General features: G+C 29.6%; 22 protein-coding genes and 1 tRNA gene. 8 read left to right on the forward strand and 15 right to left on the reverse strand.

Annotated elements, in window-relative coordinates; all coding sequences use genetic code 11:
• Positions 1-77 precede the first annotated feature (77 nt).
• The gene (gene ybeY / locus M3P09_RS00430; RefSeq protein WP_249971621.1) at positions 78-488 is read right to left on the reverse strand and encodes an rRNA maturation RNase YbeY; all 411 of its coding nucleotides are present in this window, start codon (positions 486-488) and stop codon (positions 78-80) included.
• The gene (locus M3P09_RS00435; protein WP_249971622.1) at positions 481-3900 is read right to left on the reverse strand and encodes a hypothetical protein; all 3420 of its coding nucleotides are present in this window, start codon (positions 3898-3900) and stop codon (positions 481-483) included. Before M3P09_RS00435 ends, ybeY begins: the two co-directional genes overlap by 8 nt.
• A gap of 100 nt (positions 3901-4000) precedes the next feature.
• Here M3P09_RS00435 and gltX point away from each other — a divergent pair, with 100 nt between their 5' ends.
• The gene (gene gltX, locus M3P09_RS00440; RefSeq protein ID WP_249971623.1) at positions 4001-5512 is read left to right on the forward strand and encodes a glutamate--tRNA ligase; all 1512 of its coding nucleotides are present in this window, start codon (positions 4001-4003) and stop codon (positions 5510-5512) included.
• 5 nt (positions 5513-5517) lie between these two features.
• Here the strand turns inward: gltX and M3P09_RS00445 are convergent, their stop codons facing one another.
• Positions 5518-6207: a hypothetical protein gene (locus M3P09_RS00445; protein ID WP_249971624.1), complete on the reverse strand. Its 690-nt coding sequence runs from the start codon at positions 6205-6207 to the stop codon at positions 5518-5520.
• Positions 6208-6282: 75 nt separating this feature from the next.
• Between M3P09_RS00445 and M3P09_RS00450 the strand changes: the two genes are divergently transcribed.
• Both M3P09_RS00450 and M3P09_RS00455 read left to right on the forward strand, forming a co-directional pair.
• On the forward strand, positions 6283-7206 hold the full coding sequence (locus tag M3P09_RS00450; RefSeq protein WP_249971625.1) for an SPFH domain-containing protein: 924 nt from the start codon (positions 6283-6285) through the stop codon (positions 7204-7206).
• Positions 7207-7272: 66 nt separating this feature from the next.
• Positions 7273-7764 (forward strand): YdcF family protein, encoded by a 492-nt coding sequence (locus M3P09_RS00455; protein WP_249971626.1) that lies wholly within the window; start codon positions 7273-7275, stop codon positions 7762-7764.
• Between the two features lie 19 nt (positions 7765-7783).
• Here M3P09_RS00455 and M3P09_RS00460 read toward each other — a convergent pair whose 3' ends face one another.
• From M3P09_RS00460 to M3P09_RS00475, 4 genes are all read right to left on the reverse strand, one after another.
• Positions 7784-8278 carry a hypothetical protein gene (locus tag M3P09_RS00460; RefSeq protein WP_249971627.1) on the reverse strand — a complete coding sequence of 165 codons (495 nt, stop codon included), beginning with the start codon at positions 8276-8278 and terminating at the stop codon, positions 7784-7786.
• A 61-nt stretch (positions 8279-8339) separates the two neighbouring features.
• Positions 8340-9500, reverse strand: a complete 1161-nt coding sequence (locus M3P09_RS00465; RefSeq protein WP_249971628.1) for a GNAT family N-acetyltransferase — start codon at positions 9498-9500, stop codon at positions 8340-8342.
• Between the two features lie 64 nt (positions 9501-9564).
• Positions 9565-10050, reverse strand: a complete 486-nt coding sequence (locus M3P09_RS00470) for a DUF1761 domain-containing protein (RefSeq protein ID WP_249971629.1) — start codon at positions 10048-10050, stop codon at positions 9565-9567.
• Positions 10051-10126: 76 nt separating this feature from the next.
• A complete protein-coding gene (locus tag M3P09_RS00475; RefSeq protein WP_249971630.1) occupies positions 10127-12136 on the reverse strand; it encodes a glutamine--tRNA ligase/YqeY domain fusion protein in 2010 nt (669 codons plus the stop codon).
• Between the two features lie 251 nt (positions 12137-12387).
• On the opposite strand from M3P09_RS00475, the gene folB reads away from it, so the two are divergent.
• Complete coding sequence (gene folB / locus M3P09_RS00480) at positions 12388-12750, forward strand: dihydroneopterin aldolase (protein ID WP_249971631.1); 363 nt, start codon at positions 12388-12390, stop codon at positions 12748-12750.
• Positions 12751-12851: 101 nt separating this feature from the next.
• A tRNA-Cys gene (locus M3P09_RS00485) sits at positions 12852-12922 on the forward strand.
• Positions 12923-12940: 18 nt separating this feature from the next.
• Here M3P09_RS00485 and M3P09_RS00490 read toward each other — a convergent pair.
• From M3P09_RS00490 to rnr, 4 genes are all read right to left on the reverse strand, one after another.
• Positions 12941-13636 carry a LysE family translocator gene (locus M3P09_RS00490; RefSeq protein ID WP_099565158.1) on the reverse strand — a complete coding sequence of 232 codons (696 nt, stop codon included), beginning with the start codon at positions 13634-13636 and terminating at the stop codon, positions 12941-12943.
• A 121-nt stretch (positions 13637-13757) separates the two neighbouring features.
• Positions 13758-14432, reverse strand: a complete 675-nt coding sequence (locus M3P09_RS00495; RefSeq protein ID WP_099565157.1) for a head GIN domain-containing protein — start codon at positions 14430-14432, stop codon at positions 13758-13760.
• Between the two features lie 137 nt (positions 14433-14569).
• Complete coding sequence (locus tag M3P09_RS00500) at positions 14570-14893, reverse strand: YbjQ family protein (RefSeq protein ID WP_099565156.1); 324 nt, start codon at positions 14891-14893, stop codon at positions 14570-14572.
• Between the two features lie 95 nt (positions 14894-14988).
• Entirely contained in the window at positions 14989-17187 is a 2199-nt protein-coding gene (rnr, locus tag M3P09_RS00505) for a ribonuclease R (RefSeq protein WP_249971632.1), read from the reverse strand.
• Between the two features lie 619 nt (positions 17188-17806).
• On the opposite strand from rnr, the gene rpiB reads away from it, so the two are divergent.
• From rpiB to M3P09_RS00520, 3 genes are read left to right on the forward strand one after another with little or no spacing between them, the layout of a single operon-like run.
• A complete protein-coding gene (rpiB, locus tag M3P09_RS00510) occupies positions 17807-18241 on the forward strand; it encodes a ribose 5-phosphate isomerase B (RefSeq protein ID WP_249971633.1) in 435 nt (144 codons plus the stop codon).
• On the forward strand, positions 18242-19153 hold the full coding sequence (locus M3P09_RS00515; RefSeq protein ID WP_099565153.1) for a cation diffusion facilitator family transporter: 912 nt from the start codon (positions 18242-18244) through the stop codon (positions 19151-19153).
• Between the two features lie 3 nt (positions 19154-19156).
• Positions 19157-19600, forward strand: a complete 444-nt coding sequence (locus tag M3P09_RS00520; protein ID WP_099565152.1) for a GNAT family N-acetyltransferase — start codon at positions 19157-19159, stop codon at positions 19598-19600.
• On the opposite strand, the gene M3P09_RS00525 is transcribed toward M3P09_RS00520, so the two are convergent.
• The 4 genes from M3P09_RS00525 to rnpA form a co-directional block, all read right to left on the reverse strand.
• Positions 19601-21070 carry a T9SS type B sorting domain-containing protein gene (locus M3P09_RS00525; protein ID WP_249971634.1) on the reverse strand — a complete coding sequence of 490 codons (1470 nt, stop codon included), beginning with the start codon at positions 21068-21070 and terminating at the stop codon, positions 19601-19603. It lies immediately after the preceding gene.
• Positions 21071-21076: 6 nt separating this feature from the next.
• Positions 21077-21928, reverse strand: coding sequence for an OmpA family protein (locus M3P09_RS00530; RefSeq protein ID WP_249971635.1), 852 nt, complete (start codon positions 21926-21928; stop codon positions 21077-21079).
• 63 nt (positions 21929-21991) lie between these two features.
• Positions 21992-23626: a S41 family peptidase gene (locus tag M3P09_RS00535; RefSeq protein ID WP_249971636.1), complete on the reverse strand. Its 1635-nt coding sequence runs from the start codon at positions 23624-23626 to the stop codon at positions 21992-21994.
• Between the two features lie 12 nt (positions 23627-23638).
• The gene (rnpA, locus tag M3P09_RS00540) at positions 23639-24016 is read right to left on the reverse strand and encodes a ribonuclease P protein component (RefSeq protein ID WP_249971637.1); all 378 of its coding nucleotides are present in this window, start codon (positions 24014-24016) and stop codon (positions 23639-23641) included.
• Between the last annotated feature and the right edge of the window lie 68 nt (positions 24017-24084).

Consider the following 24084-nt stretch of genomic DNA (forward strand, 5'->3'; position numbering starts at 1 on the left):
CTGTTCAATCTTTAAAACGTTCCACGTGGAACACTGTCTAAATTAAGTGTGCAAATATACGCTGAATTCTTGAATATTTAGTTGAGTGATTTTAAGTAGTGGTTTTCTTTTTGCCTCATCAATTTAGCGTCTTCATTTGTCTTGTCTTTATAGCCACAATAATGTAAAATACCATGAATAATAACTCGGTGCAACTCTTCTTGAAATGAAACCTTAAAATCAGCAGCATTATCTTTTACGCGTTCTATAGATATAAAAATATCGCCTTGTATTATTTTTCCGACTGAATAATCGAAACTAATAATATCGGTTAAAGTATCATGATTAAGAAATTCTACGTTTATGTTGTGCAAGTAATCATCATTACAAAAAACATAATTTATATCACCTTCCTTAAACCCTTCATCTGAAATTACATTAGAAATCCAAGCAGAAACTTCGTTAGAATTATCTAATAAAAATTCGGTTTCGTAATTAAAATCAATCATTTGCCTTTTTAAAATACTCTTGTACTTTCTTTCTATAAATTTGACGCAAAGGTAAGGTTTGTCTATTCAATATTTCAGTTGTATTAAAATATTGTTTAGCAGACGGGATTTGATTGTTCGTGTTATTATCAAAATTGTTTTTATTTGATTCAGACTCTCGTTTGTTATCCTCTCCTTGTTGAAAAGTGGCGTTTTCCATTTTTAAGAGCTGATGCTTCAATTGCATCATCTTTTGAAGAGTTTGATTCGTGAAACCTTTGTTTAATAAATCCAGTTCAATCTCCTCCATTTTTTTTAAAAGCGCTTCACCATTTCCTTTCGCTCCCTTGCCTTCTTTTGATAATCGTTCTTGTAAAGCGTTTCGCAATTCTTGTTGCTGTTGATAAATCTCATATAACTTGCCGTTTAAATCTTCATTAAGCCCTTCTCCTTCAGAGCCATTTTGATTTCCTTGATTTCCTTTTCCTTCTTTATCGCCATCTTTCCCTCCCTCTTCATTTAGTCCTTTTTTATCACCTTTGCCATCTTTTTCACCTTCGCCTTTTTCAGGTTTCTCTCCTTTACCTTTTTTCATTCCTTCTTCCATCATTTTATTGAGTTGTTCTTGACTCATAATAATATCTGGAAGTTGCATATCTCCTTTTCCACCTTTTCCTTGAGACATGCTCATATTCTCCTGCATATTATCCAAAACATCGCTTAAAAAATCGGCTAAATTATTAGCTGCCGTGATTGTAAATTGCTGATTTGAAACACCTTGATAAAGTTGGTTTTCAGCCAACAGACTCAATGCTTTGTCTATATTATAAAAAACTTCTGTTATTTCTTTGTTAACGGTTTCTGATAATTTTGGTTGACGTAATGATAACGCAAACAAACTATCATCAATATGCTCAAAATGCTCTTTAAGGTTTTGTTGTTTTCTTAAAAAAGATGCATATTTATTGTGATTAACTTCAATGGTTTTAAATTGATTCATGAGTGCTTCTTGGTCAAAAGAAAACAACACTAAATTATCAAGAATTTGCCTTAGTGATTCAGCATCTTCCTGCATTTGATTGGCTTCACCTCCACTCATAGAACTTTGCATTTTTTCACTCATTTCCTTCATTTTTTGAGCCGCCTTCTTTTGGTTTTTCTGAGCGTTCTTTTTATTTTGATCTTCGTTATTATTAGGTTTTTGTTGTTCATTGTTTTTTTGCTCCTCACTTTTTTCTAATTCTTTAGAAGCTTTTTTCTGTTCATCACTAATTTCCTTTTCGTCTAATTTATCTCTCGGAATATCAATAGGTTTTTTTAAGGCCTTACTATCTTTCTCTAGCTGCTCAAGGGCTTCTTTAAGCTTTTTAAATTCTTCGTTTAATTTATCCTGTGCTTCCTTGGTATTCTCTTCATCTTCTTTGTTTGATAATTCTTCTTGCTCCTCTGCTAAACTTTCCAAATCACTTTTAAGCTTTTCTAGTTTCTTCTCAACATAAAACCTTTTAGTGAGCTCTAGTAATTGCTGCAAGCTTCTTTTTTTATTCTTGTTCTGTTTTGCTAGTTGTTCTAATTTTTGAGTTAACTCTTCTTTGTTTATTTTTTCTTGGATTTTTTTTAATTCCTCCAAAAGCTTTTCGTCTTTTTTTAATTGCTCTTCATTTTCTTTTAAACGTTTTTTCAAATCTTCTTTAAAAGCATCTTCTTCAAGTTTTTCTTTTTGGAAATTATCTAAGTTATCTTTAAGCTTTTTGTTAAAGTTTTTCATCATCTCATCTTGCTGCTTCTGACGCTTTAAAAATGACTCTAATTTCTTTTTATCATTAAAATTTAAATTTGATTTTTCTTTTTGGTTTTTAGATAACTCTTCAAGCTTTTTTTCTTGTTCTTCAAACTTTTCTAAAGATTTGTTTAAATCTTTAATTGTTTCGTTTTGTTCATCTAATTGCTTTTGCTCTTCTTCTTCTTTAGTTCTTTTTCTATAGGTAAATACATTGCTTTTTGTTTGCTTATATCTGTTAACTACATCATTATCAAATACTTGAAAATACAATTCATACCCTACACCTTCTTCAATATTTAAATTATTAGGGAACGCTGTAATAAAATCATCAATATTAGTTTTAGATATTGGTATGTTTTCTATTTGTTTTTTCGATTCATTATTTATTGGATAATAAACCATTTGAAGCTTACTAAAACCATAATCATCACTTATTTGACCATAAAAATAAAGTGTTTGCAAATCTAAACTATCAAGCTCCATTTTTAAGTTAAGCTCCGGGTATTCGTCTTTAACCACATCTATTCTAAAAGTAAGGTTTTCGTAATTTTTAAGATTAGCATTGCTGGTGCTTAAACTATAGTTTAAATGATTATAGAGTTGTTTAGACAACTTAAAATTATTAGATTCATCAGTAGAAAAGTTTAGCGTGTCTTTGCTATACAAATGCACATTATCGGTAGATCTTGTTTTGAGCAACCATGTTACATTAGTGCCTTCTGGCACTATAGCATTTCCTGTGCTTTTTAAAATATCATTCTTCTTTTTAGTGTGATTTGGGTAATCTAATACCATTTCAAAGCTCAATAACGAAGGGGTTTCTACAATGCTTAATGTGTAAGGTTTTGACGTTACATCATTCGCTGTTAATTGAAACTCAATATTTGTTTTTGGCTGTGAAAATATATATTCAAACTCTCCTATGTTTTTTTGTTTTAAAAAATAGCTTTCGTTGTTATAAAGTATTTGTACATTTTCTGGAATTACATCGCCAGCAGTTTTAACTTGTAATTTAAAATCTTTATTTTCAATAACTTTCAAATCATTATTAACTACAAAAAACTCAAATGGTGCTGGCGGTTGATAGGCTGTTTTATAATGAATAACGCGCTCGTAGCTATCGCTAAACCAATTAGAATGCCCTGTTAAAAACGTAATTAAAATAATTAAAATAGGAATTGCAGCGTATTTTAAATAAACGGTGTTCTTTTTAAAATTAATAGCTAATTTAAACGGAATAGGCTTTAATTCTAATGATTTTTGTTCAATACTTGCCAGCAATAATTCTGACTCTGATTGATTTTCTTTAAGCTGAATAACATTCAATAACTTATCATTTACCTCAGGAAAATGTTTTCCAATAATTTTTGAAGCATCAATATAATTTATGCCTTTTTTGAGTTTCACTAATTTTGCTAATGGGCTAACAACAAACTTAGCAAGCAAAACAACCTCAACTAAAATAAACATCCAAAACAAAATGGTTCTCGCCAAGGGGTTTAACCATAAAACATACTCAATAAATAATGTAAACAAAAAGTAAAGTAGCCCAATAGCAACAAACAAAATAGTGCCTTTTATTAGCTCGTTAGTATAATAACGGTTAATAAATTGTTCGAGCTTGGTTTGTATATTATTAAAAGTATTCAATTATAGTATTTAAGGCATTTAACATACTAAACTACAATTTTATTTTTATAAGGTTTATAATTAAGTGTTAATTGTATCTTTGCAGTCATAAATTAAAAACATGACCAAAAACGTTCGTGTGCGTTTTGCACCAAGCCCAACAGGACCTTTACATATTGGCGGAGTTCGTACAGCTCTATTTAATTATTTATTTGCCAAAAAACACAACGGCACTTTCATTCTAAGAATTGAAGATACCGACCAAAATAGATATGTTGAAGGGGCAGAACAATATATTGTTGATGCTTTAAATTGGTGTGGAATGCCTTATGATGAAGGTGTAAACAAAAACGAAAAATTTGGACCATACAGACAAAGCGAACGCAAACATTTATACAAACAATATGCAGATGAATTAATTGCTTCTGGCAATGCATATTATGCTTTTGATACTGCTGAAACTTTAGATCTTCATAGAAAGGATCATGAAGCTAAAGGAAAAACCTTTATTTATAACTGGCATAATCGCCAAAAACTAAATAATTCATTATCACTTAGCGCAAAAAAAATTCAAGCAAAATTAGATGATGGCGAAGATTATGTTATTCGATTTAAATCTCCCCAAGACGAAACACTTCATTTAAAAGATATTATTCGTGGTGACATTAAAATAGATACAAATATTTTAGATGATAAAGTGTTGTTTAAAAGTGATGGCATGCCAACCTACCATTTAGCCAATATTGTTGATGATCATTTAATGGAAATATCGCATGTTATACGTGGTGAAGAATGGTTGCCAAGTTTAGCACTACACTATCAACTATATAAAGCTTTTGGTTGGGAAGCTCCAGAATTTGCACATTTACCATTAATAATGAATCCAACAGGGAAAGGAAAATTAAGTAAAAGGCATGCTTCTAAATTAGGGATACCTGTGTTTCCTTTAAACTGGTTGGACAAGAACACTAACGAGCTTTCTATTGGCTACAAGGAAGCTGGATATTTTCCAGAAGCCGTTGTTAATTTCTTAGCTTTTTTAGGTTGGAATCCAGGAACAGAACAAGAAATATTTAATCTTGAAGAGCTAGTAAACACTTTTGATTTAGCAAAAATTAATAAAGCCGGAGCACGTTTTGATCCCGATAAAACCAAATGGTTTAATCATCATTACATGCAAGAACAAAATAATGATGAGCTAGCTGAAGCCTTTAAAAATAATCATTCAGAATTAGCAAATATTGATGCAAACTATATTTCAATGGTTATTGGTTTAATAAAAGAACGCGCTACTTTTATTTCTGATTTTTGGGAATTGAGTCATTTCTTTTTTACTCCACCAACATCTTATGATGAAAAGGCATCAAAAAAAGCATTTAAAGACGGCACCAAGGAATTAATGACTGAATTAATTTCTATAATAAACAATATTGAAGTCTTTACTGTAGAAAACCTTCAAACTAATATTAAAGGCTGGATTACATCTAATGAAATTGGCTTTGGAAAGGTTATGATGCCATTACGCTTAGCTTTAGTTGGTGCGTTAAAAGGGCCTGATGTTTTTGATATTATGTTTTTAATTGGCAAAAACGAAAGTGTGAAGCGTTTAGAGAAAATGGTTGCTATTTTATAAAACAGCTAAAACGAAATTATTCCTCCTAAAACTAACATGGTTTGGTTTCCTTTAAAACTTGTAGCGCCCCCAGAAGCATCAAGGCTTTGAGAATTTAGCTTCTTTAAAATATTAGTAAAACCATAAATATACTGAGCTTTTAACTTAAAGTTTTTTATACCAACTGATGCTCCTATAGCCCCATTTATGTTAAATTGAGAGATACTTGAAATATCTCCCGCTATTAAATTGCTATAATTATTTATATAATAACCTTTCTTTGCATCCTCGTTAAGCTCTAGTTCCCCGTTGTATTGAAGCATGGGCCCTAAATCAATAGTAAAATGGTTTGGAATTATTTTTATGTGCATTAGCATCGCTACTTGAGCAGCAAACATTTTATATTTAATAAATTCGTTAGGGTTCCTATTACTTAACATGCTTGGTCTTGCTGAAATTTCAATGGTGTTTTCAGAAAGCTGCATTCCAAAACTTATGTCGTACCACCTAACCGGAATATTAACAGTTGCTGTTAAGCCTCCAACAAATCCGTTTGATTCTTTAGTTATAAAATTGTCTGTAGTAATATCAAATTGAGTAATGCCTCCCACTACCCCAAAGCCGTTAGTAATGCGATAGTTTCCTTTTTGCGAAAAACTTTTTGTAACAAAACATAGTAAAATAGCTACTAATAAGAAAAGCGGATTATATTTCATAGTTTGGGTTATAAACAACCAAATATAGTATAATTTTTGTATCTTAATTTTTCTAACCATTTTAATAAATTTATTATGAACTTGTTTTTTATCCCCGTTATTCTTTTTGGATTAATCATATTAATCTCAGCGTTCTTTATTGTTAAACAACAAACCGCAGTGATTGTTGAGCGTTTTGGTAGGTTTCAAAGTATTCGACATTCTGGTCTTCGTTTTAAAATTCCATTAGTGGACCGAATTGCTGGTCGACTAAGCTTAAAAATTCAACAACTAGATGTTATTATTGAAACCAAAACTTTAGACGATGTATTTGTAAAACTAAAAGTATCTGTGCAATACAAAGTGATTAGAGACAAGGTGTATGATGCTTTCTATAAGTTAGATTATCCTCACGATCAAATCACCTCTTATGTTTTTGATGTGGTGCGTGCTGAAGTTCCAAAAATGAAACTAGATGATGTGTTTGTAAAAAAAGACGATATTGCTATAGCTGTAAAAAGAGAGTTAAACGAAGCAATGATGACCTATGGTTATGATATTATTAAAACACTGGTAACAGATATTGACCCTGATAGCCAAGTAAAAGAAGCCATGAATCGTATTAATGCTTCTGAACGCGAAAAAATTGCAGCTCAATTTGAAGGTGATGCACAACGTATTTTAATAGTTGAACGCGCCAAAGCTGAAGCAGAAAGCAAGCGTTTACAAGGTCAAGGTATTGCTGACCAACGTAGAGAAATTGCTCGCGGTTTAGAAGAGTCTGTAGAGGTGTTAAACAAAGTTGGTATTAACAGTCAGGAAGCATCTGCTTTAATTGTAGTAACGCAACATTATGATACACTTCAATCAATAGGTCAAGAAACCAATAGCAACTTAATTTTACTGCCAAATTCGCCACAAGCTGGTAGTCAAATGCTAAATGATATGGTAGCTAGTTTTACTGCTAGTAACCAGATTGGTGAGGCCATGAAGAATTCTAAAAAGAATAAAAACGAATAACTTTGTTTTTAAAAAACCAGCCCTCTAAATTTATACTTAGAGGGCTTTATTTTGTTTATATAACTCATGAAAAAAGAAGTTTTAATTGTTCTAGGGTCTCCAAACTCACCTGAAGGCATTTTAAGTAATATTTCAAAAAGCAGATTAAATTGCTGTTTAGAAAACTACCTAGAAGGAAAACAAATTCTTTGTACTGGTGGATGGGGAGATCATTTTAATACAACCCAAAGTCCTCATGCCGAATATTCCAAAACTTACCTTATTAAAAATGGGGTTTCGGAGAGCGCTTTTTTAGACTTTGCTTTATCATCAAACACAGTTGATGATGCTGTAAAAATTAAACCTATAATTCAAAATATCGAAAATAGTTACTTAACCGTAATCACTTCAGATTATCATTTGGAAAGAGTAAAACTAATTTTTAATGAAGTTTTAAAAGGTTTCAAAATGGTTTTTATTGGCGTAAAATCTAATCTAGATAAAGAATTGTTTGATACTTTAGAAAGCCATGAAAAAAAAGCAATTCAATCTATAAAAGAGAATGGTTTGTATTATTAAACTCGGTTAAAAATTGCTTTTACAACTTCCTAAGTTTAGGCTCTTCTTCTTTTTGTTTTTCCTCCTTACTTAACTTTCCAGGAAAAACAAGCGATGTGCTTGCAAATGTGCTTCCAAAATTTACATTCGCATAATACACTTGGCTAACAGCATCTTTTACTTGGTTTTTAGATAATTCTTTTAGCGGGTGAATAAATACGGACCATAAAACACCATCAGAAACTGCATATTTAACATCTAAAGCTGTATGAAAGTTTGCAACTAGAGCAGCTTTAATCAAATCATTATTTAAACTATTTGAATCTGCAATCGGTGAAATAATTCGCATTCTATTATTCTTGGTGTCTGTTATAGATAGTAACTGAATATCTTTAATAAAAAAATGCCAAGAACCATTTTTCCCTTGAATAGAATCACTTACAGAAGTATAAATACTCTCAAGTGTTTTATTATCCATCGTTTGGGAAAAAGTAAAAAAAGGGAAGATAATAACAAGAAAAATAAATTTTTTCATAACTACATATTTATAAGGTATAAGTCGAAAGCTTATTAAATTACTTAATATGTATTTCTTTTTATAACTTAAAAGGGTGTCTTTCTTCCCACTTTTTAATAGGATTCATATATTTTACAATACACTTTAAAACCGTATTTGCTATAAAGTTATTTGTATGTTTTAAATACACATGCATTGTGTTAGGTTTTGCTCCAATAGAACTTTTAATTTCCATAGCGGTTCTGGCGTAAACAATGGTTTTAAAATTATTTTCAATGCTAAAAAATGCCATATTAAAAAGCATATTTAAATACATTTGATGTTTTTGTTGTAAATCTTTATTGTAACCCAAAAAATATGTTTCTAATACATCATTATTTAAAATTAAAGTATAAAAACCTATTAATTCTTCATTTAAAAAATATCCGTAAACCTTAAATTTTTCTTTTAAGCTAGCTTTTAAATTATAAAAATGAGCTTTATTTAATTTGAATGAATTAACCCCTGCATTGTCTGAAACAGTTTCGTATAACTTAAAAATAGTTTCAGAATTGTTTTTAATAAAATCTTCGTTTAACTCTTTGCACTCAAGCATTTTGGCTTTTTTTCGTGCTGTTTTATAGCGCCTTTTGTATTTTTTATTGAAAGCTTCTATATAATCCTCTGGTGTCTTCCAGTGATTTAAAATAGAAAGTATCATATTTGGTTGCACTTGCACTTTATACAGGTTGTTATTTTTAAAAAACTCAGAATCATTATGAATAGTATTGTTTTCAAAATAATCTTTAAAAGCAATGATTCTTATTTTTTTATTAAACTTTGATTTAATTTCTAATGTTAAATCGCTTAAAGCTTTATTAATAATATTTAGATATTCAGATTGAGATATTTCTTCTTTTAAAAAACACAAACCGTGTTGTCCGGTATGCATTAAATTACCAACAATTAGCGCGTTCCCTTTTATAATTTTTGAAACCAATTGTTTTGCAACTTGTTTAATAATGTTGTTTGAGGTTTTTCTAAATATATCATCTAGGTACATTTCTACTCGCTGAATAATAGCAATAGCGATTAATTTTTCAGCTTTAAAAACACCTAAATAGTATGATGTAATATTACTAGGTGAAGAAGACTCTAGCCCTTTTAAAAATGATGTTTTTAAAAAAATATCGTGGTTTTGAAGCGCATCCCAAGAATTAGGAAGCTGACTAACTGTGCTATATATTTTATAATGTATCAATACAAAAAGAAAAAAGACCGAAGTTAATTACCTCAGTCTTTATTTATGTTAAAAATTTACAAATTTATACCCAACCACATACAATTGCTCCCATTACACCAAGTGTAACAATCCAATAGCCGCTATTTATAAATATATATTTAGCACCTTTGCGTTCAAATAAAGCGTTGGTTCCAATAATAGGAAGAGCGACAAAAATACCTGCAAAAACACCATGCAGTGCTCCGTGTTTAAATGTTCTATAAGAGTCTCCATAATCAGCCATAAATGCTGCATAAGAAGGAAGAGCCGTACTTGAATCACCTCCAATTAAACTTAAGGCTCCGGTTTGATGAATACTCATTTGCGTCATAGTCATGGCTAATAAAAAAGCAAAAATAAAGGCTAGAGTAAAAATCTTCGCCATATTACCGCCTTTTACCTGTTCGTCTGTCATGCCTGCTGCCTTCATCCAGGCATTGCCAAAAACTTTTGGGTTATACCAAATAAATCCAACAACTAATGCAGAAACAGCTGCAACAAGAATTGCAGGGAAGTTTAAAAAATCCATAATAATTTGTTTTAGTTAGTAGTTAAATATAGCTAAAAAAATTTATGTGCTCTTTTATTTAACACTTTGTTATTTTCTAAATTGCTTCAGCTTCAGCTACTAAGAGTTCGTTTTTATCATCTAGTGCTTTAGCAATAAACTCATTTATTGCTTCATTTCGTTCTAATCCATTTTTAAGTAAAACACCTAACGCCAACATTGTGGCAATACGCGTTCCTGCTTTTTTAACAGCTGTTGCAAACAAAGGTTCTAAGTCTTCATAAGACACCTTTTTTGCTAATTCTTGAATTTCTGCTTTAACTTTTAATTGCTTTTCAGTAGGTAGATTTGTGTATTTTTTTCCTAATTGCTGAATAATACTGATCGCTTTTCGTTCGCTTTTGTTATTACCAACAGCACTCTTTTGTTGAGTTTGATTGTTTTTAGGTTTTTGTTTTGCCCAAGAATCTCTTAAACCAACAGTTTTATTAAATATTAATGCTTTTGAAGTTGAGTCATTATCAACATTAAAATACCCTAATCGTTGAAATTGAAACCTATTTCCCGCCTTAGCTTCTTTTAAACTAGGCTCAACAAAGGCTTTAATAACTTTTAAAGAGTTTGGATTAATAAAATCCATAAACGTTTTATCTTGGTGACTATCTGGAGCTTCGTCATTAAATAACCTATCATATTCTCTAACCTCAGCCTTTATTGCATGCTTTATTGACACCCAATGCAATGTCCCCTTTACCTTTTTTGAAGTGTCTTCACTATATGTGCAGTGTACCTCTGTAATATTTTCATTTGCATCTTTTACAACACTATCAGCTTTAATAATATAAGCGTTTTTAAGACGCACTTCTCCGCCTAGTTTTAATCTAAAAAACTTGTTACCAGCCTCTTCTTTAAAATCTTCTTTTTCAATATACAATTCACGCGAAAAAGGTACTTTTCTAAAACCAGCTCTTTCATCTTCTTGATTATTTTCAGCGTCAAGCCACTCCTCTTTATCTTGAGGATAATTAGTAATTACTAATTTTATTGGGTTTAAAACCGCCATAACTCGCGGTGCTGTTTTATTTAAATCTTCTCGAATACAAAACTCTAAAAGCGATACATCTATTACATTGTCTCGTTTTGCTACACCAACGGTTTCAATAAATTTTCTAATTGCGTTAGGGGTATAACCTCGGCGGCGTAAACCAGAAATAGTAGGCATACGCGGGTCGTCCCAACCAGAAACGATTTTAGCTTCAACTAATTGTAGTAGCTTACGCTTACTCATAATAGTATAACTCAAGTTTAAGCGCGCAAACTCACGCTGTTTAGGAAGCGCTGGATACTTGTTTTTGCTATAAGCATACACTTGCTCTTTAAACCAGTTGTAAAGCTCTCTATGAGGCTTAAATTCTAAAGAACATAATGAATGTGATATTTGCTCAATATAATCGCTTTCGCCATGTGTCCAATCGTACATTGGGTATATACACCAATCATTTCCTGTTCTGTGATGGTGTTTCTTTAAAACGCGATACATAATAGGGTCACGCATTAGCATATTTGTGTGTTGCATATTTATTTTTGCACGCAAAATATGTGAGCCTTCTTCAAACTCACCATTTTTCATGCGTTCAAATAAATCTAGGTTTTCAGCAATACTTCTGTTTCTATATGGCCCATCAACACCTGGTTGTGTTGGCGTGCCTTTTTGTTCAGCCATAGCTTCGCTAGACTGTGAGTCTACATAAGCCTTTCCTTCTTTAATAAGTAAAACAGCCCAGTCATAAAGCTGTTGAAAATAATCTGAAGAATACAATTCATTTGCCCACTTATAGCCTAACCAATTAATATCTTGCTTTATAGCATCTACATATTCTTGCTCTTCTTTTGCTGGGTTTGTGTCATCAAAACGTAAATTTACTGGCGCATTATACTTTTCACCCAAACCAAAACTAATACCTATGGCTTTAGTATGCCCAATATGTAAATAACCATTTGGTTCTGGCGGAAAACGAAAACGTAAATTTTCTTTTGGCATTCCGTTAACCAAATCTTCTTCAATAATTTGCTCTAAAAAATTAAGCGACTTTTTTTCTTCAGACATGCTTTTAAAAATAAAGCACAAATTTATAGAAATAAAGCGAGATATAAACGTAAAAAGGTCTTCCAATATATTAAATCGGAAGGTCTAAAAACATATAACTATTATTTGTTGGTTATATAGTATCTGGCTATAAAAATGATATAACCTTTGGTAAATTACTTCATCTAAGCCAAGCTTTATAAACCTAAAACTAGTGTTATTAGTATTATATTTGATTTGTTTACCAATTAAATATTCTAGTACTTTGCTTTATGGGAATTATAAAAGTTGAAAACATACGCGTATTTGCATACCATGGTTGTTTAAAAGAAGAAACCAAAATAGGAAGCGATTATCGGGTAGATTTAGAAGTTAAAGCAAACTTACAAGCTTCAGCAAAAACCGATAAACTTATTGATACTGTTGACTATGTGTTTTTAAATAGGGTTATTAAAGAAGAAATGGAAAAGCCTTCTCATCTACTTGAAACTGTTGCAAAACGTATACTTAATAGAATATTTAATGAAGATAAATTAGTAAAAAAAGCTACTGTTTGGGTAAGTAAACTAAACCCTCCAATTGGAGGCGATGTAGAACGTGTAACGATAAAAATGACTGATAAGCGTAAAATCTAATTTTTTGTAAGGAAAAGTTATATTTTTTTTTACATTTGCAGCAAGTTTTTGATACCCTCTCAAAAATAGTCTAAGACATATTTTAATAGCAAAAATTTAATGGCGTCGTGGCCGAGTGGCTAGGCAGAGGTCTGCAAAACCTTCTACAGCGGTTCGAATCCGCTCGACGCCTCAAAAAAAGCTTTCAGTTTTACTCTGGAAGCTTTTCTTTTATAGGGTTAATTTGCTCCAATTTTTCTTTATTTCTTTCGTAAGTTTCAGGAAATAAGCCTTGAACGAGTAGTAGTATTCCAAAACCTAAAATAACTAAAGCAATTATTTTTTTAGTTTTAAAAATAAGTCGTGGGGTTAATCTGTCTTTTAGCCGCTTTGCTATTACTATTTTAAACAAATCTGCAACAAAATAGGAGGTTAACATAGTTACAATGAAAACTATTTCTCCATTCTTTGATGTTGTTAACGAATCTCCTAAAACAATAAAGCCTAACCAGCCTAATAAAACCCCTATGTTAATGAAGTTAAGTAAAAACCCTTTAACAAAAAGTTTACCATAATCTTTTTGAATTTCTACTTTATGATATTCTTTTACTATAGATCGAAACGATTTAGATGTTTTTATAAACGAAATAATACCGTAAACTATTAATAAAACACCACCAAAAATTAAAAAACTAGGATCGTCTTTTATTTTTCCTCTTAAGCTATTTGTACTATAAAAAGCAATTATAATAAAAATAATATCTGCAAGAATAACGCCTAAATCAAATATTAATGCACTTCTAAACCCTTTTGTGGCACTGGTTTCTAAAAGCACAAAAAAAACTGGGCCAATAGTAAAGGCTAGAATTATTCCAAAAGGAATAGCTGTTAAAATATCATCAAACATATTTGTGTGAAGCTTTACACAAAGTAAAGAAATATTTTACGATTATTAAATTGCTTGTACACACTATTTGAAAAGAAAACCCGCTATTAATAGCGGGTTTTTAATTTATGTTTAATGGTTTCTAATTCATACGTTTTACACGCCCACCAAAAACTCTACTTTCGTTAACTGTTTCTGGATCGCCGTATATAAAAACATCACCTCCGGCTCTAATTTTTATATCTACTAATTTCGAGGCATTTACATATGCTTCTCCAGCTGCTCTAATAGCAACTTCAGTTTTATCTGTTTTAAGTTCTCCTGCTTTATAAACACCTCCTGTCAGTATAGATATATCTTGACTTTTAGCTTTACCAGTTGCTTTAATTACGCCACCTGTTACAGATTTAATATTTGCATAAGTTACATTTAGTTTTACGTCAATCTTTCCGCCTTCTTGAGCTTTTAAATCAATTTCAAATTGTTTTATTTTATCATCTGAAAAAACTTTAGCCCCTTCATTAACATCAATAATATCAACACTAGAATAATATAACTTAACTGAGGTTTTATTACCATCAAAAATTTCTTCTAATTTCATTTTAATTTTTAACTTTCCATTTTTGTTATTAATTAAAACATCTTCTTTGTTTTCTCCTGTAATAATTATTTTGTTTTCTTTAGATTTAATTAATTCAACTTCAATTAAATCATACACTTTAAGTTCTTTAAACTCTCCTATTGTCTTTTCTATGGATTCTTGTGCAAAAACAGTTGAAGAAATAATAATTGCTAAAATTGACAGTATTTGTTTCATTTTTTAAGGGTTTTTTGTTTTTATCAGTCAAGCGTAATTCGCTATTAAACAACCTTAATTAATAATAAGGTTTTTTACTTAACGCAAAATTATCAATAATTATTCCCTTTTTTAATATCTAAAATTTATTTTATTATTTAATTAACTTTTACAGCTGTTCCAGTTATTGAAACTATTAAAGTGGAGGAGTTTGCTAATGGCTCAATATCAATTTTTATACCTACAACTGCATTTGCTTTTAATGCTATTGCATTATCATTTAATTTTTGAAAAGCTTCTTCTTTTATTAACTCTAATCCAGCTGAATAAGCTTCATAATATTTAGACATTTTAAACATATCTTTAAAAGAAACGCTTGTGCCTTTATATTTATAACTTGAATTATACGCTATACCTGATACAATACCTAAATAGTCTTGTATTTTATGTCCTTCTATAGTGTTTGTTGTTGTTAATATCATAAATTGTTTTTTTATAAGTAGTTGTAATTATTGTAAATGTTACATAAAGTTTTGTTTTGTTTTAAAAAAAATTAAATAAACCTTTCTTAACCCAATTAACTTTCATTTTTTCCAATCAAATTAAAATCAAGATGTTTCTTAACTAAATCGGTATTTTTAACTTTTACAATAACTTCATCTCCTAGCTGATACATGGTTTTAGTATTTCTACCAACCATAGCATATTGATCTTGATCAAAAGCATAATGATCATCTTTCATATCACGAACACTTACCATCCCTTCGCATTTATTAGAAATTATTTCTACATAAATTCCCCAATCCGTAACTCCAGAAATTACACCAACAAACTCTTGATCTTTATGGTCTTCCATAAATTTAATTTGCATGTATTTTATTGAATCGCGCTCAGCTTTGGTAGCTAAATTTTCCATATTACTAGAATGATTACATTTATCTTCATAAACATCTTCATTAACAGATTTCCCGCCATCTAAATAGTGTTGTAATAAACGATGTGCCATAACATCTGGATAACGACGAATTGGTGATGTAAAGTGACTGTAATAATCAAAAGCTAATCCGTAGTGTCCAATATTATGTGTCGTATATTCAGCTTTACTCATACTACGAATAGCTAGTGTATCAACTAAATTTTGTTCTTTTTTACCATTAACTTCTTTAAGTAAATTATTAAGCGAAGCTGATGTTGTTTTACGGTCTTTAAAATTAAGTTTATATCCAAACTTTGATACGATTCCTTGTAAACTAGCTAGTTTACTATCGTCTGGTTCATCATGTACACGATATACAAATGTTTTTTTAGGTGATTGTTTACCAATAAATTCTGATACTTTACGGTTTGCTAATAACATAAATTCTTCAATTAATTTATTAGCATCTTTACTTGTTTTAAAGAATACACCTTCTGGGTTATTGTCTTTATCTAAATTAAACTTTACCTCTACTTTATCAAATGAAATAGCACCAGAACTCATACGTTTTCTTCGCATAGTTTTTGCTAATTCATCCATTTTTAAAATAGCATCAGCAATAGCTTGATCTGTTTTATAAACTTTTCCAATTAAAGAAACTGCTGCAGGGATATCGTTAGTTTTTGATTCAATTATAGCTTGTGCTTCTTCATAAGCAAAACGTGCATCGCTATATGTTACAGTACGTCCGAACCACTCGTTCTTAATTTCACATTTATCATTCATTTGAAATACTGCAGAAAATGTATATTTTTCTTCGTGTGGACGTAATGAACATGCATTATTTGATAATACTTCTGGTAACATTGGAACTACTCTATCTACTAAATATACAGATGTAGCACGTTCAAAAGCTTCATCATCTAAAATAGTGCCTTCTTGTAAATAATGTGAAACATCGGCAATATGAATACCTATTTCATACAAACCATTATCTAATATTTTAAAAGATAATGCATCATCAAAATCTTTAGCATCTTTAGGATCTATTGTAAAGGTTAAATCTTTACGCATATCGCGTCGTTTAGCTATTTCTTCTTTAGTAATTGAAGTATCTAATTTATTAGCAAATTCTTCAATCTCGTATGGAAATTCGTGAGGTAAACCATACTCTGCTAGAATAGCATGAATTTCAGTATTATGATCTCCTGGTTTTCCTAAAACCTGAATTACTTTACCATAAGGAGAATCTGCTTTTTCTGGCCAATCCTCAAGCTTTACTAAAACTTTATCACCATCTTCTGCTTTAAATGTTTTATTAATAGGTATAAAAATATCTTTATACATTTTATTGCTATCTGCAATTACAAATGCAAAATTCTTTTTATCCTGAATTTGAATAACGCCAACATATTCGCTTTTTTGACGTTTAATTATATCTGTTATTTCACCTTCTAATTTTCCACGTTTACGTCGTTTATAAACATAAAATTCTACTTCATCACCGTCTAATGCCTTATTAATATTGTTTGATGCTATAAATACATCATCATCAAATTCATCACAAATAACATATCCATTACCTTTAGCAGCTAAATCTAAGATGCCTGTATAATATTCTGTACTTATAATAGCTTTATACTTACCACGTTCTACTTCTTCAATTTCTTGTTTTCCTTGTAAATCGCGTAATTTTTTTATAATTTGATTTCTGCTACTTGCATCATTTACTCCAAGTTTAGCAGCTATTTGTTTATAATTTAAGGCTTGGTTTCTTTCTTTTTTTAAAATACTTAAGATTGTATTTGTTAGGTTGGAAATCCCTTTTCTTCTGGATTTTCCTTTTCTTTTTTTACTCATTTAAATTTTTGTAATCATTTTCATTTCCTAAGATACTGGAAATTTTGTTATTAAATAGCGTTATTGTTTTAGGAGAAGATTTGCTATTTATTTTTTACAAAGCTACGGTTATTATTTTTAATCGTTTTATTTTAATGTTAAATTGAAGTTATCCACATTATATATTATATAATTAATTTCTTTTTAAAATTTTAAAAAATAAATGATGGTTATTATAGCTTGTTAATATCTAGTATAACTTTTTTATATTTTACTTTGATTTGTTTCTTATAGAATATTGTTGATAGGAAGTTAACAATTGTAAATATTATAACTATTTAAAATATAGGTATTTTAAATTTTCTATTAACAACTGTTTATAACCTCTTTTAACATATAATTTTAATAAATATTACCAAAAATGTATTTAATAAACTTACATTTTATACCTAATAACTTAACTAAAAATTTACATTAACTAATTTGGATGTTATAGAAATGTTATGGATTGAAAAAATAATTGAAATCTCCTAATTTTACTTTTAAAAAAGAATAAACAGTTATTAACAAGTAATGAATATGTTAATTGACAATGTTTATAATTATTACCTTTGTATTATTATAAACTAATATATATAAAATGACAATTTCTATAGGAAACGATCACGCTGGTACAGATTATAAATTTGCTATTAAAAAACATTTAGAATCAAAAGGTTATGTTATAAATAATTATGGTACCGATGCTAATGATAGTGTTGATTATCCAGATTTTGTACATCCAGTTGCTAAAGATTTAGTTGGAAGTAAAGCAGACTTTGGTATTTTAATTTGTGGTAGCGCAAATGGTGTAGCAATGACTGCTAATAAATATAAAGAAATTCGAGCTGGTTTGTGTTGGAATAAAGAAATTGTTAGTTTGATACGCCAACATAATAATGCTAATGTATTATGTATTCCTGCACGATTTACTGCAATACATCAAGCTATTGAAATGGTTGATACATTTTTAAATACAGATTTTGAAGGCGGAAGACACCAAAATAGAATTGATAAAATTCCATTATCTTGTTAAATGGGGCATAACCATTCTCATAATCACTCACAACCTGATTTAAAAGGGCGAAATCTTTTTATATCTATTTTATTAAATATTCTTATAACAGTAGCTCAAGTTATAGGAGGATTAATATCTGGAAGTTTAGCATTGTTAAGTGATGCTTTACATAATTTTAGTGATGTTGTTTCATTAGTTATAAGTTATATTGCCGAAAAACTTTCAAAACGTAAGGCATCATTTCAAAAAACTTTTGGTTATAAACGTGCAGAAATATTGGCAGCATTTATAAATGCTGCCACTTTAATTATTGTTGCAGTTTTATTAATTATAGAAGCTGTTGAGCGTTTTAAAAACCCGCAAGAAATAGAATCTAATTTAGTTATTTGGTTGTCTTTAATAGCTATTTTAGGAAATGGTTTTAGTGTGCTTTTATTAAAAAAAGACTCAGAGGCTAACATGAATATGAAAAGTGCTTACCTTCATTTATTAACTGATATGATGGCTAGTGTTGCAGTATTAATAGGTGGATTATTAATGAAATTTTATCAATTGTATTGGGTAGATAGTGTATTAACTTTTGCTATAGCAATCTATTTAATTTGGATGGGTTTTGATTTATTAAAAGACTCCACAAAAGTATTAATGTTATTTACTCCAGATTCAACTCCAATAAATAAAATTGTAAATGAAATTAATAGTTTTGAAAGTATAAAGAATGTACATCACGTACATATTTGGCAATTAAATGAAGAGGAAATTCACTTAGAAGCCCATATTGATTTTAATGAAGATATTTCTTTATCTCAATTTGATATTATTTTACATAAAATTGAAGATTTACTATTAAATAAATACGATATTAATCATGTTAATATTCAACCGGAATTTGGTAAAGATGATGCTAAAGATGTTATTGTTCAAGATTAAATTATGTTAGAAATAAAAGTAAAAACATTCCAGCAATTAACCACTCAAGAGTTGTATGATTTATTACAATTAAGAAGTGAAATTTTTGTTGTAGAACAAGATTGTGTATATCAAGATATTGATGGTAAAGATCAAAAATCTTTACATGTTATAGGTTTTAAAAGCAATAAAATAGTGGCTTATACACGTGTTTTTAAGTCAGGAGATTATTTTAATTATGCTAGTATTGGCAGGGTAGCAGTTGTTAAAAACGAACGTCAATACAAATATGGTTACGATATTATGAAAGCATCAATTGAGGCTATAAAAAATCATTTTAATGAAACAAAAATTAAAATTTCAGCTCAAGTTTATTTAAAGAAATTTTATACCAATTTAGGTTTTAAAGTTATTGGTGATGAGTATCTTGAAGATGATATTCCACATATAGCCATGATAAAGGATTAACTACCGTTTTAAAGCAAAATACCCTCTTAAAACGTCTTTATTATTTAAAACAATTTCATACCAATAACTTCCATCAGGTAAAAAACGTCCGTTATAAACACCATCCCAACCTTGAGAATTTGGAAGTAAAAATTTTAATAGTTTACCGTATCTGTTATAAATTGAAATGTTATTTATACTATTATTTATATCAATAACTTTCCAATAATCATGGTTTCCGTCGTTATTTGGTGTAAAATATCTTGGAATAAAGTAATCTTCATTAGTAATAGTTACGTTAAAACTTGTTTGATTACTATCACAAATAGTTTCATTATAAATATAAATAGTTTGAGAATTATCTATAATATCACCTGTTTGAAAAGGTGTACCATTTCCGTTAGATTGCGAAAAATAATTTCCATTAATAAGCAAAGGAAGTGTGTAAGAAGTTCCAATAAAATCATCTAAACTATCAACTGGTACAAAATTATTACAATCAGAAGGGTCATTAACATAGTTTGAAAAAGAAATAGGTTTCCAGTTGGGGTTTCTTCTAGAGGCATCATCAACAATTACACAATTTAAGTTAGGATTAAACTCAAAATCCATGATGGTAGCATTTTCATTAGTACCGTTTTTAATGTTTAACCAACAAAGATTATTGTTACTACAATCTAAATTTACTAGAGATGTGTTTCTAGACATATCTAGTTGAGTAATTTGATTAAACTCACAGCTTAAATCACTTAACAACGTATTTTGAGTAACATCTAAACTTGATAATTGATTATTAAAACATAACAAAACACGTAAATTAGAATTTAAAGAAACATCTAAAACGGATAATTGATTTATACCACAATCAAAAAATGCAAGATTTGTGTTTTGAGAAACATCAATATTTGTTAACAGGTTTCCTCTAACAAGTAAAGAGTTAAGGTTTTTGTTTTGAGTAACATCTATGTTAGGTATTTGATTGTTTTCACAAACTAAAACATTTAGATTTGAATTTTTAGAAGTATCAATATTGGTTATTAAATTATTTCCACAGGTTAATGATATTAAATTAGAGTTGTTAGTTATATTAATACTAGGTAATTGATTAAAATCACACCAAAGTATTTTTAAAGCTGTTAACGCACCAACATTTAAACTTGTTAAAAAGTTGTTCTTGCAATACAACTCAGTTAAACTTAAATTAGAAGAAACTACTAGAGTAGAAAGATTATTATCAGAACAATCTAGGATTGATAGCTCATTAAAATCCTGGATACCTGTTAAATCAAAAATGTTTTTTGAAGCTATATCAAGGTCAGTAACAGTATTAATATTTGCTGTAAGTACAAAATCGTCTAAAGGCCCAGAGTCGTAACCTAAATCAATTAAAGCTTGTTCAAAATTATCATCAGGAACAAAGGTGTTTTGAGAAACACAATACATGCTTGCTAAAAATAAGCATAAAGAAAATAAGCTAATTTTATTAACCATAAATTATTAATTCTCATTACCTACATAAGTAATTAAAATTTCTACACGTCTATCAAGCTTTGGATCACCACCAAGAGGAAATTTTCTGCGCATTCCCATATATCGCATACGTTTTTTATTAACGCCTTTTTTTACAAAATAATTATATACATATTTTGCCCTAGCTTCAGATAGGTTGCGTTTTTTTGTTTTCCTGTCTACCGCATCCCTTGTAAATTGTGTGCAGCACACATGTCCTTGAATAGTAAAATAAATATCATCTCGTTCAACTAAAGATTTAGCTATTTCTTGAAGTGTTTTTTTAGAATCAGGAGTTACCGTAGCGTAGCCAGTTTTAAATAATATATTTTCAAAAATAATTTTATCACCAACCTTAAGTTTTCCTTTAATTTGTTCAGGAACATCTTTCTTTTTAACAGTTTCTACAATAGGTTTTTCTTCAACAATTTTAGGTTTAGGTTTTACTATAATTTCTACTTTACGATTTAAACCTCTAATTTTCAATATATTTTTTTCGTTAACTATCTTTAATAAAATTTCACCTTTTCCGTCTACATTTGTAATTAAAGATTCGCTTATTTCATTATTAGAAAAAACAGTTTTTATTGCATCAGCCCGTTGTTGAGATAGCTTTAAATTGTAATCATCTGCACCAATATCATCACAAAAACCAAATATAGATATAGACTCAATATCAACATCTGTTAATGTAGAAATAAAGAGTAATAGTCTATTTTCTTCAGTCGACGGCACATCATATTTATCTGTATCAAAATAAACATCGTGTGTGAGTTTGCTTTGAGAAGAAGCAATATTAAAGCAAAATACAATTAATATAAATCTAAATAATTTAGTCATTACTGGGGAATAGAATATAGCTATAAAGATACTATTTTTAATTTTTTAACAGATTAACAGTCTTTATCTTAAGTAATTTTGATAGGTGGAAGGGCTGTTTAGTATTTCGGTTGCTTTCTTTATTTTAAGGTCGTTTATCTTATAATAATCATATAAACCCTCTCTATAAACATATCGTTTTACTATTTCTTCAGTTAATAGTTCTAGCAAATACGTTTTATTTTCATCAATGGCTTTTGTTTTTGAGGTATTTAAGTTAGAAATTAATGTGTTGTAATCATTTTCAATATCATCATTTAAATCTTCTTTTGTTGCCGCTTCAAATGCCTTATAAAGTGCCTTTTCTGTTTCTGTTATAAAAGAAAAATTGTTTGCCTTTAAATAATCTTTAAAGTCAGAAAAATTTGAAGCCGAAAGCTTAAAGTTATTAATATCAGCAATCTGATTTTTATAATAAAAATGAGTAGCAAAATCAAATACTAGATTATCGTTTACTATTGCATTAATAATAGCAGAGTTTTTTGAAGATGATAAATTTTCATCAGGGAAAACGCCACCGCCATCAAAAACTTTACGCCCATTTTTAGTTTTATATTCATTATAGTTTTCTTGCTTTACCTTAACCGCTTCTCCTTTTTCATTTCTATTCCAATAATCTAAAGACTGGATACATCTGCCAGAAGGGGTATAATATCTTGAAATAGTTATTTTTACTTGTGTCCCGTAGGTTAACAATTTTGGACGCTGAACCAAACCTTTACCAAAGCTTCTTGAGCCAACTATAACAGCACGATCTAAATCTTGTAATGAGCCAGAAACAATTTCGCTTGCTGAAGCACTACCACCATCAATTAAAACCACTAAAGGTATTTCAGTGTCAATTGGGTCTTTTTGTGTGTAATATGTTCTGTTATATTTTTTAACTTTAGATTTTGTGGTAACTACTAATTGTCCTTTTTTAACAAATAAATTCACAATTTTAATAGCCTCGTTAAGTAGCCCGCCTGGGTTTCCGCGTAAATCTAAAATTATGCGCTTTGCACCTTGTGCTTTTAAATCTCTAAGCGCATAATTTGTTTGAGATGCGGCTTTATTGTTAAACTGAGATAAAACAATATAACCCGTATTATCATTAACCATCGAAAAATGAGGTACAGCATTAATTTCTACCTCAGCCCTATTTATGGTTGCGGTTTTTGTTTGATTTTGACGCTTATAAGTTACCTCAGCAGAAGTTCCTGGAGCGCCTTTTAGTAAATTACCAGCATCGTCTTTATAGCCATCAACATTAGTGTTGCCAACTTTAATAATTTCGTCACCAGCTTTTAAGCCTGCTTTATCGGCTGGATAATCTTTATAAGGTTCAACAATAACCAGTTTATCTTTTAGTGTTCTTACTTTAGCTCCAATACCTATATAGTCTCCAGTATTGTTAATTCTTGCAGCTTCAACATCCTGCTCGTTTAAAAAGTTGGTATAAGGGTCTAAGTCGGCTAGCATGCTTTTAATGGCTGTATCCATTAAATCCCCAGGATTGGTTTCGTCAACATAATTCATGTTGAGTTCTTTAAACAAGGTTGTGAAGATTTCTATTTGTTTTGCAATTTCAAAAAAATCATTTTTAAAAGCAGAGCCGGTAAAGAGAATAGTAAGTGCTAAAACAGGAATTATTATTTTCTTTTTTAGTAATTGTTTCATTAAGAATATTTTTTATTCAGAAACCTTATCTAAAAACTTTTCAAATAAGTGCTTCATTTTGGTTTCAACTTGGGATAATGTGGGTTTTTCTTTGCCAATGTACAAAATCATAAACGCATATTGTGTTGTAATGTTGTTAAAATAATCGGCTTTGTTTAATCTGTAAGATTCTCTTAACAAGCGTTTTATGTGATTTCTATCTACAGCAGTTTTAAAATTACGTTTACTAACCGAAACTCCAGTTTTAGCAATAATATAATCATTATCAAAACGGGTTTGTAGATAAGCCAACCGTAATGGGTATGCAGAAACCGATTGGCCTTCAGCAAATAGCTGCTCAATTAGCTTTTTACTTTTAAGTTTTTCTTTTTTAGGGTAAGTCGCTTTCATACCCCACAAAAATAGGGATTTGAATTAACACAATAACCAAGGTTTCTGCACATGATAAAAATCATTCT

The organism is Jejuia spongiicola (assembly GCF_023502325.1).
Classification (GTDB): Bacteria; Bacteroidota; Bacteroidia; order Flavobacteriales; family Flavobacteriaceae; genus Wocania_A; species Wocania_A spongiicola.

Coding starts and splice junctions, on each gene's coding strand:
- M3P09_RS00525 (WP_249971634.1), bottom strand. CDS start 21,070: ATGGTTAATAAAATTAGCTTATTTTCTTTATGCTTATTTTTAGCAAGC.
- M3P09_RS00445 (WP_249971624.1), bottom strand. CDS start 6,207: ATGAAATATAATCCGCTTTTCTTATTAGTAGCTATTTTACTATGTTTT.
- rpiB (WP_249971633.1), top strand. CDS start 17,807: ATGACAATTTCTATAGGAAACGATCACGCTGGTACAGATTATAAATTT.
- M3P09_RS00450 (WP_249971625.1), top strand. CDS start 6,283: ATGAACTTGTTTTTTATCCCCGTTATTCTTTTTGGATTAATCATATTA.
- M3P09_RS00490 (WP_099565158.1), bottom strand. CDS start 13,636: ATGTTTGATGATATTTTAACAGCTATTCCTTTTGGAATAATTCTAGCC.
- M3P09_RS00475 (WP_249971630.1), bottom strand. CDS start 12,136: ATGTCTGAAGAAAAAAAGTCGCTTAATTTTTTAGAGCAAATTATTGAA.
- M3P09_RS00530 (WP_249971635.1), bottom strand. CDS start 21,928: ATGACTAAATTATTTAGATTTATATTAATTGTATTTTGCTTTAATATT.
- ybeY (WP_249971621.1), bottom strand. CDS start 488: ATGATTGATTTTAATTACGAAACCGAATTTTTATTAGATAATTCTAAC.
- M3P09_RS00495 (WP_099565157.1), bottom strand. CDS start 14,432: ATGAAACAAATACTGTCAATTTTAGCAATTATTATTTCTTCAACTGTT.
- M3P09_RS00520 (WP_099565152.1), top strand. CDS start 19,157: ATGTTAGAAATAAAAGTAAAAACATTCCAGCAATTAACCACTCAAGAG.
- gltX (WP_249971623.1), top strand. CDS start 4,001: ATGACCAAAAACGTTCGTGTGCGTTTTGCACCAAGCCCAACAGGACCT.
- M3P09_RS00515 (WP_099565153.1), top strand. CDS start 18,242: ATGGGGCATAACCATTCTCATAATCACTCACAACCTGATTTAAAAGGG.
- M3P09_RS00535 (WP_249971636.1), bottom strand. CDS start 23,626: ATGAAACAATTACTAAAAAAGAAAATAATAATTCCTGTTTTAGCACTT.
- M3P09_RS00455 (WP_249971626.1), top strand. CDS start 7,273: ATGAAAAAAGAAGTTTTAATTGTTCTAGGGTCTCCAAACTCACCTGAA.
- M3P09_RS00460 (WP_249971627.1), bottom strand. CDS start 8,278: ATGAAAAAATTTATTTTTCTTGTTATTATCTTCCCTTTTTTTACTTTT.
- rnpA (WP_249971637.1), bottom strand. CDS start 24,016: ATGAAAGCGACTTACCCTAAAAAAGAAAAACTTAAAAGTAAAAAGCTA.
- M3P09_RS00470 (WP_249971629.1), bottom strand. CDS start 10,050: ATGGATTTTTTAAACTTCCCTGCAATTCTTGTTGCAGCTGTTTCTGCA.
- folB (WP_249971631.1), top strand. CDS start 12,388: ATGGGAATTATAAAAGTTGAAAACATACGCGTATTTGCATACCATGGT.
- rnr (WP_249971632.1), bottom strand. CDS start 17,187: ATGAGTAAAAAAAGAAAAGGAAAATCCAGAAGAAAAGGGATTTCCAAC.
- M3P09_RS00500 (WP_099565156.1), bottom strand. CDS start 14,893: ATGATATTAACAACAACAAACACTATAGAAGGACATAAAATACAAGAC.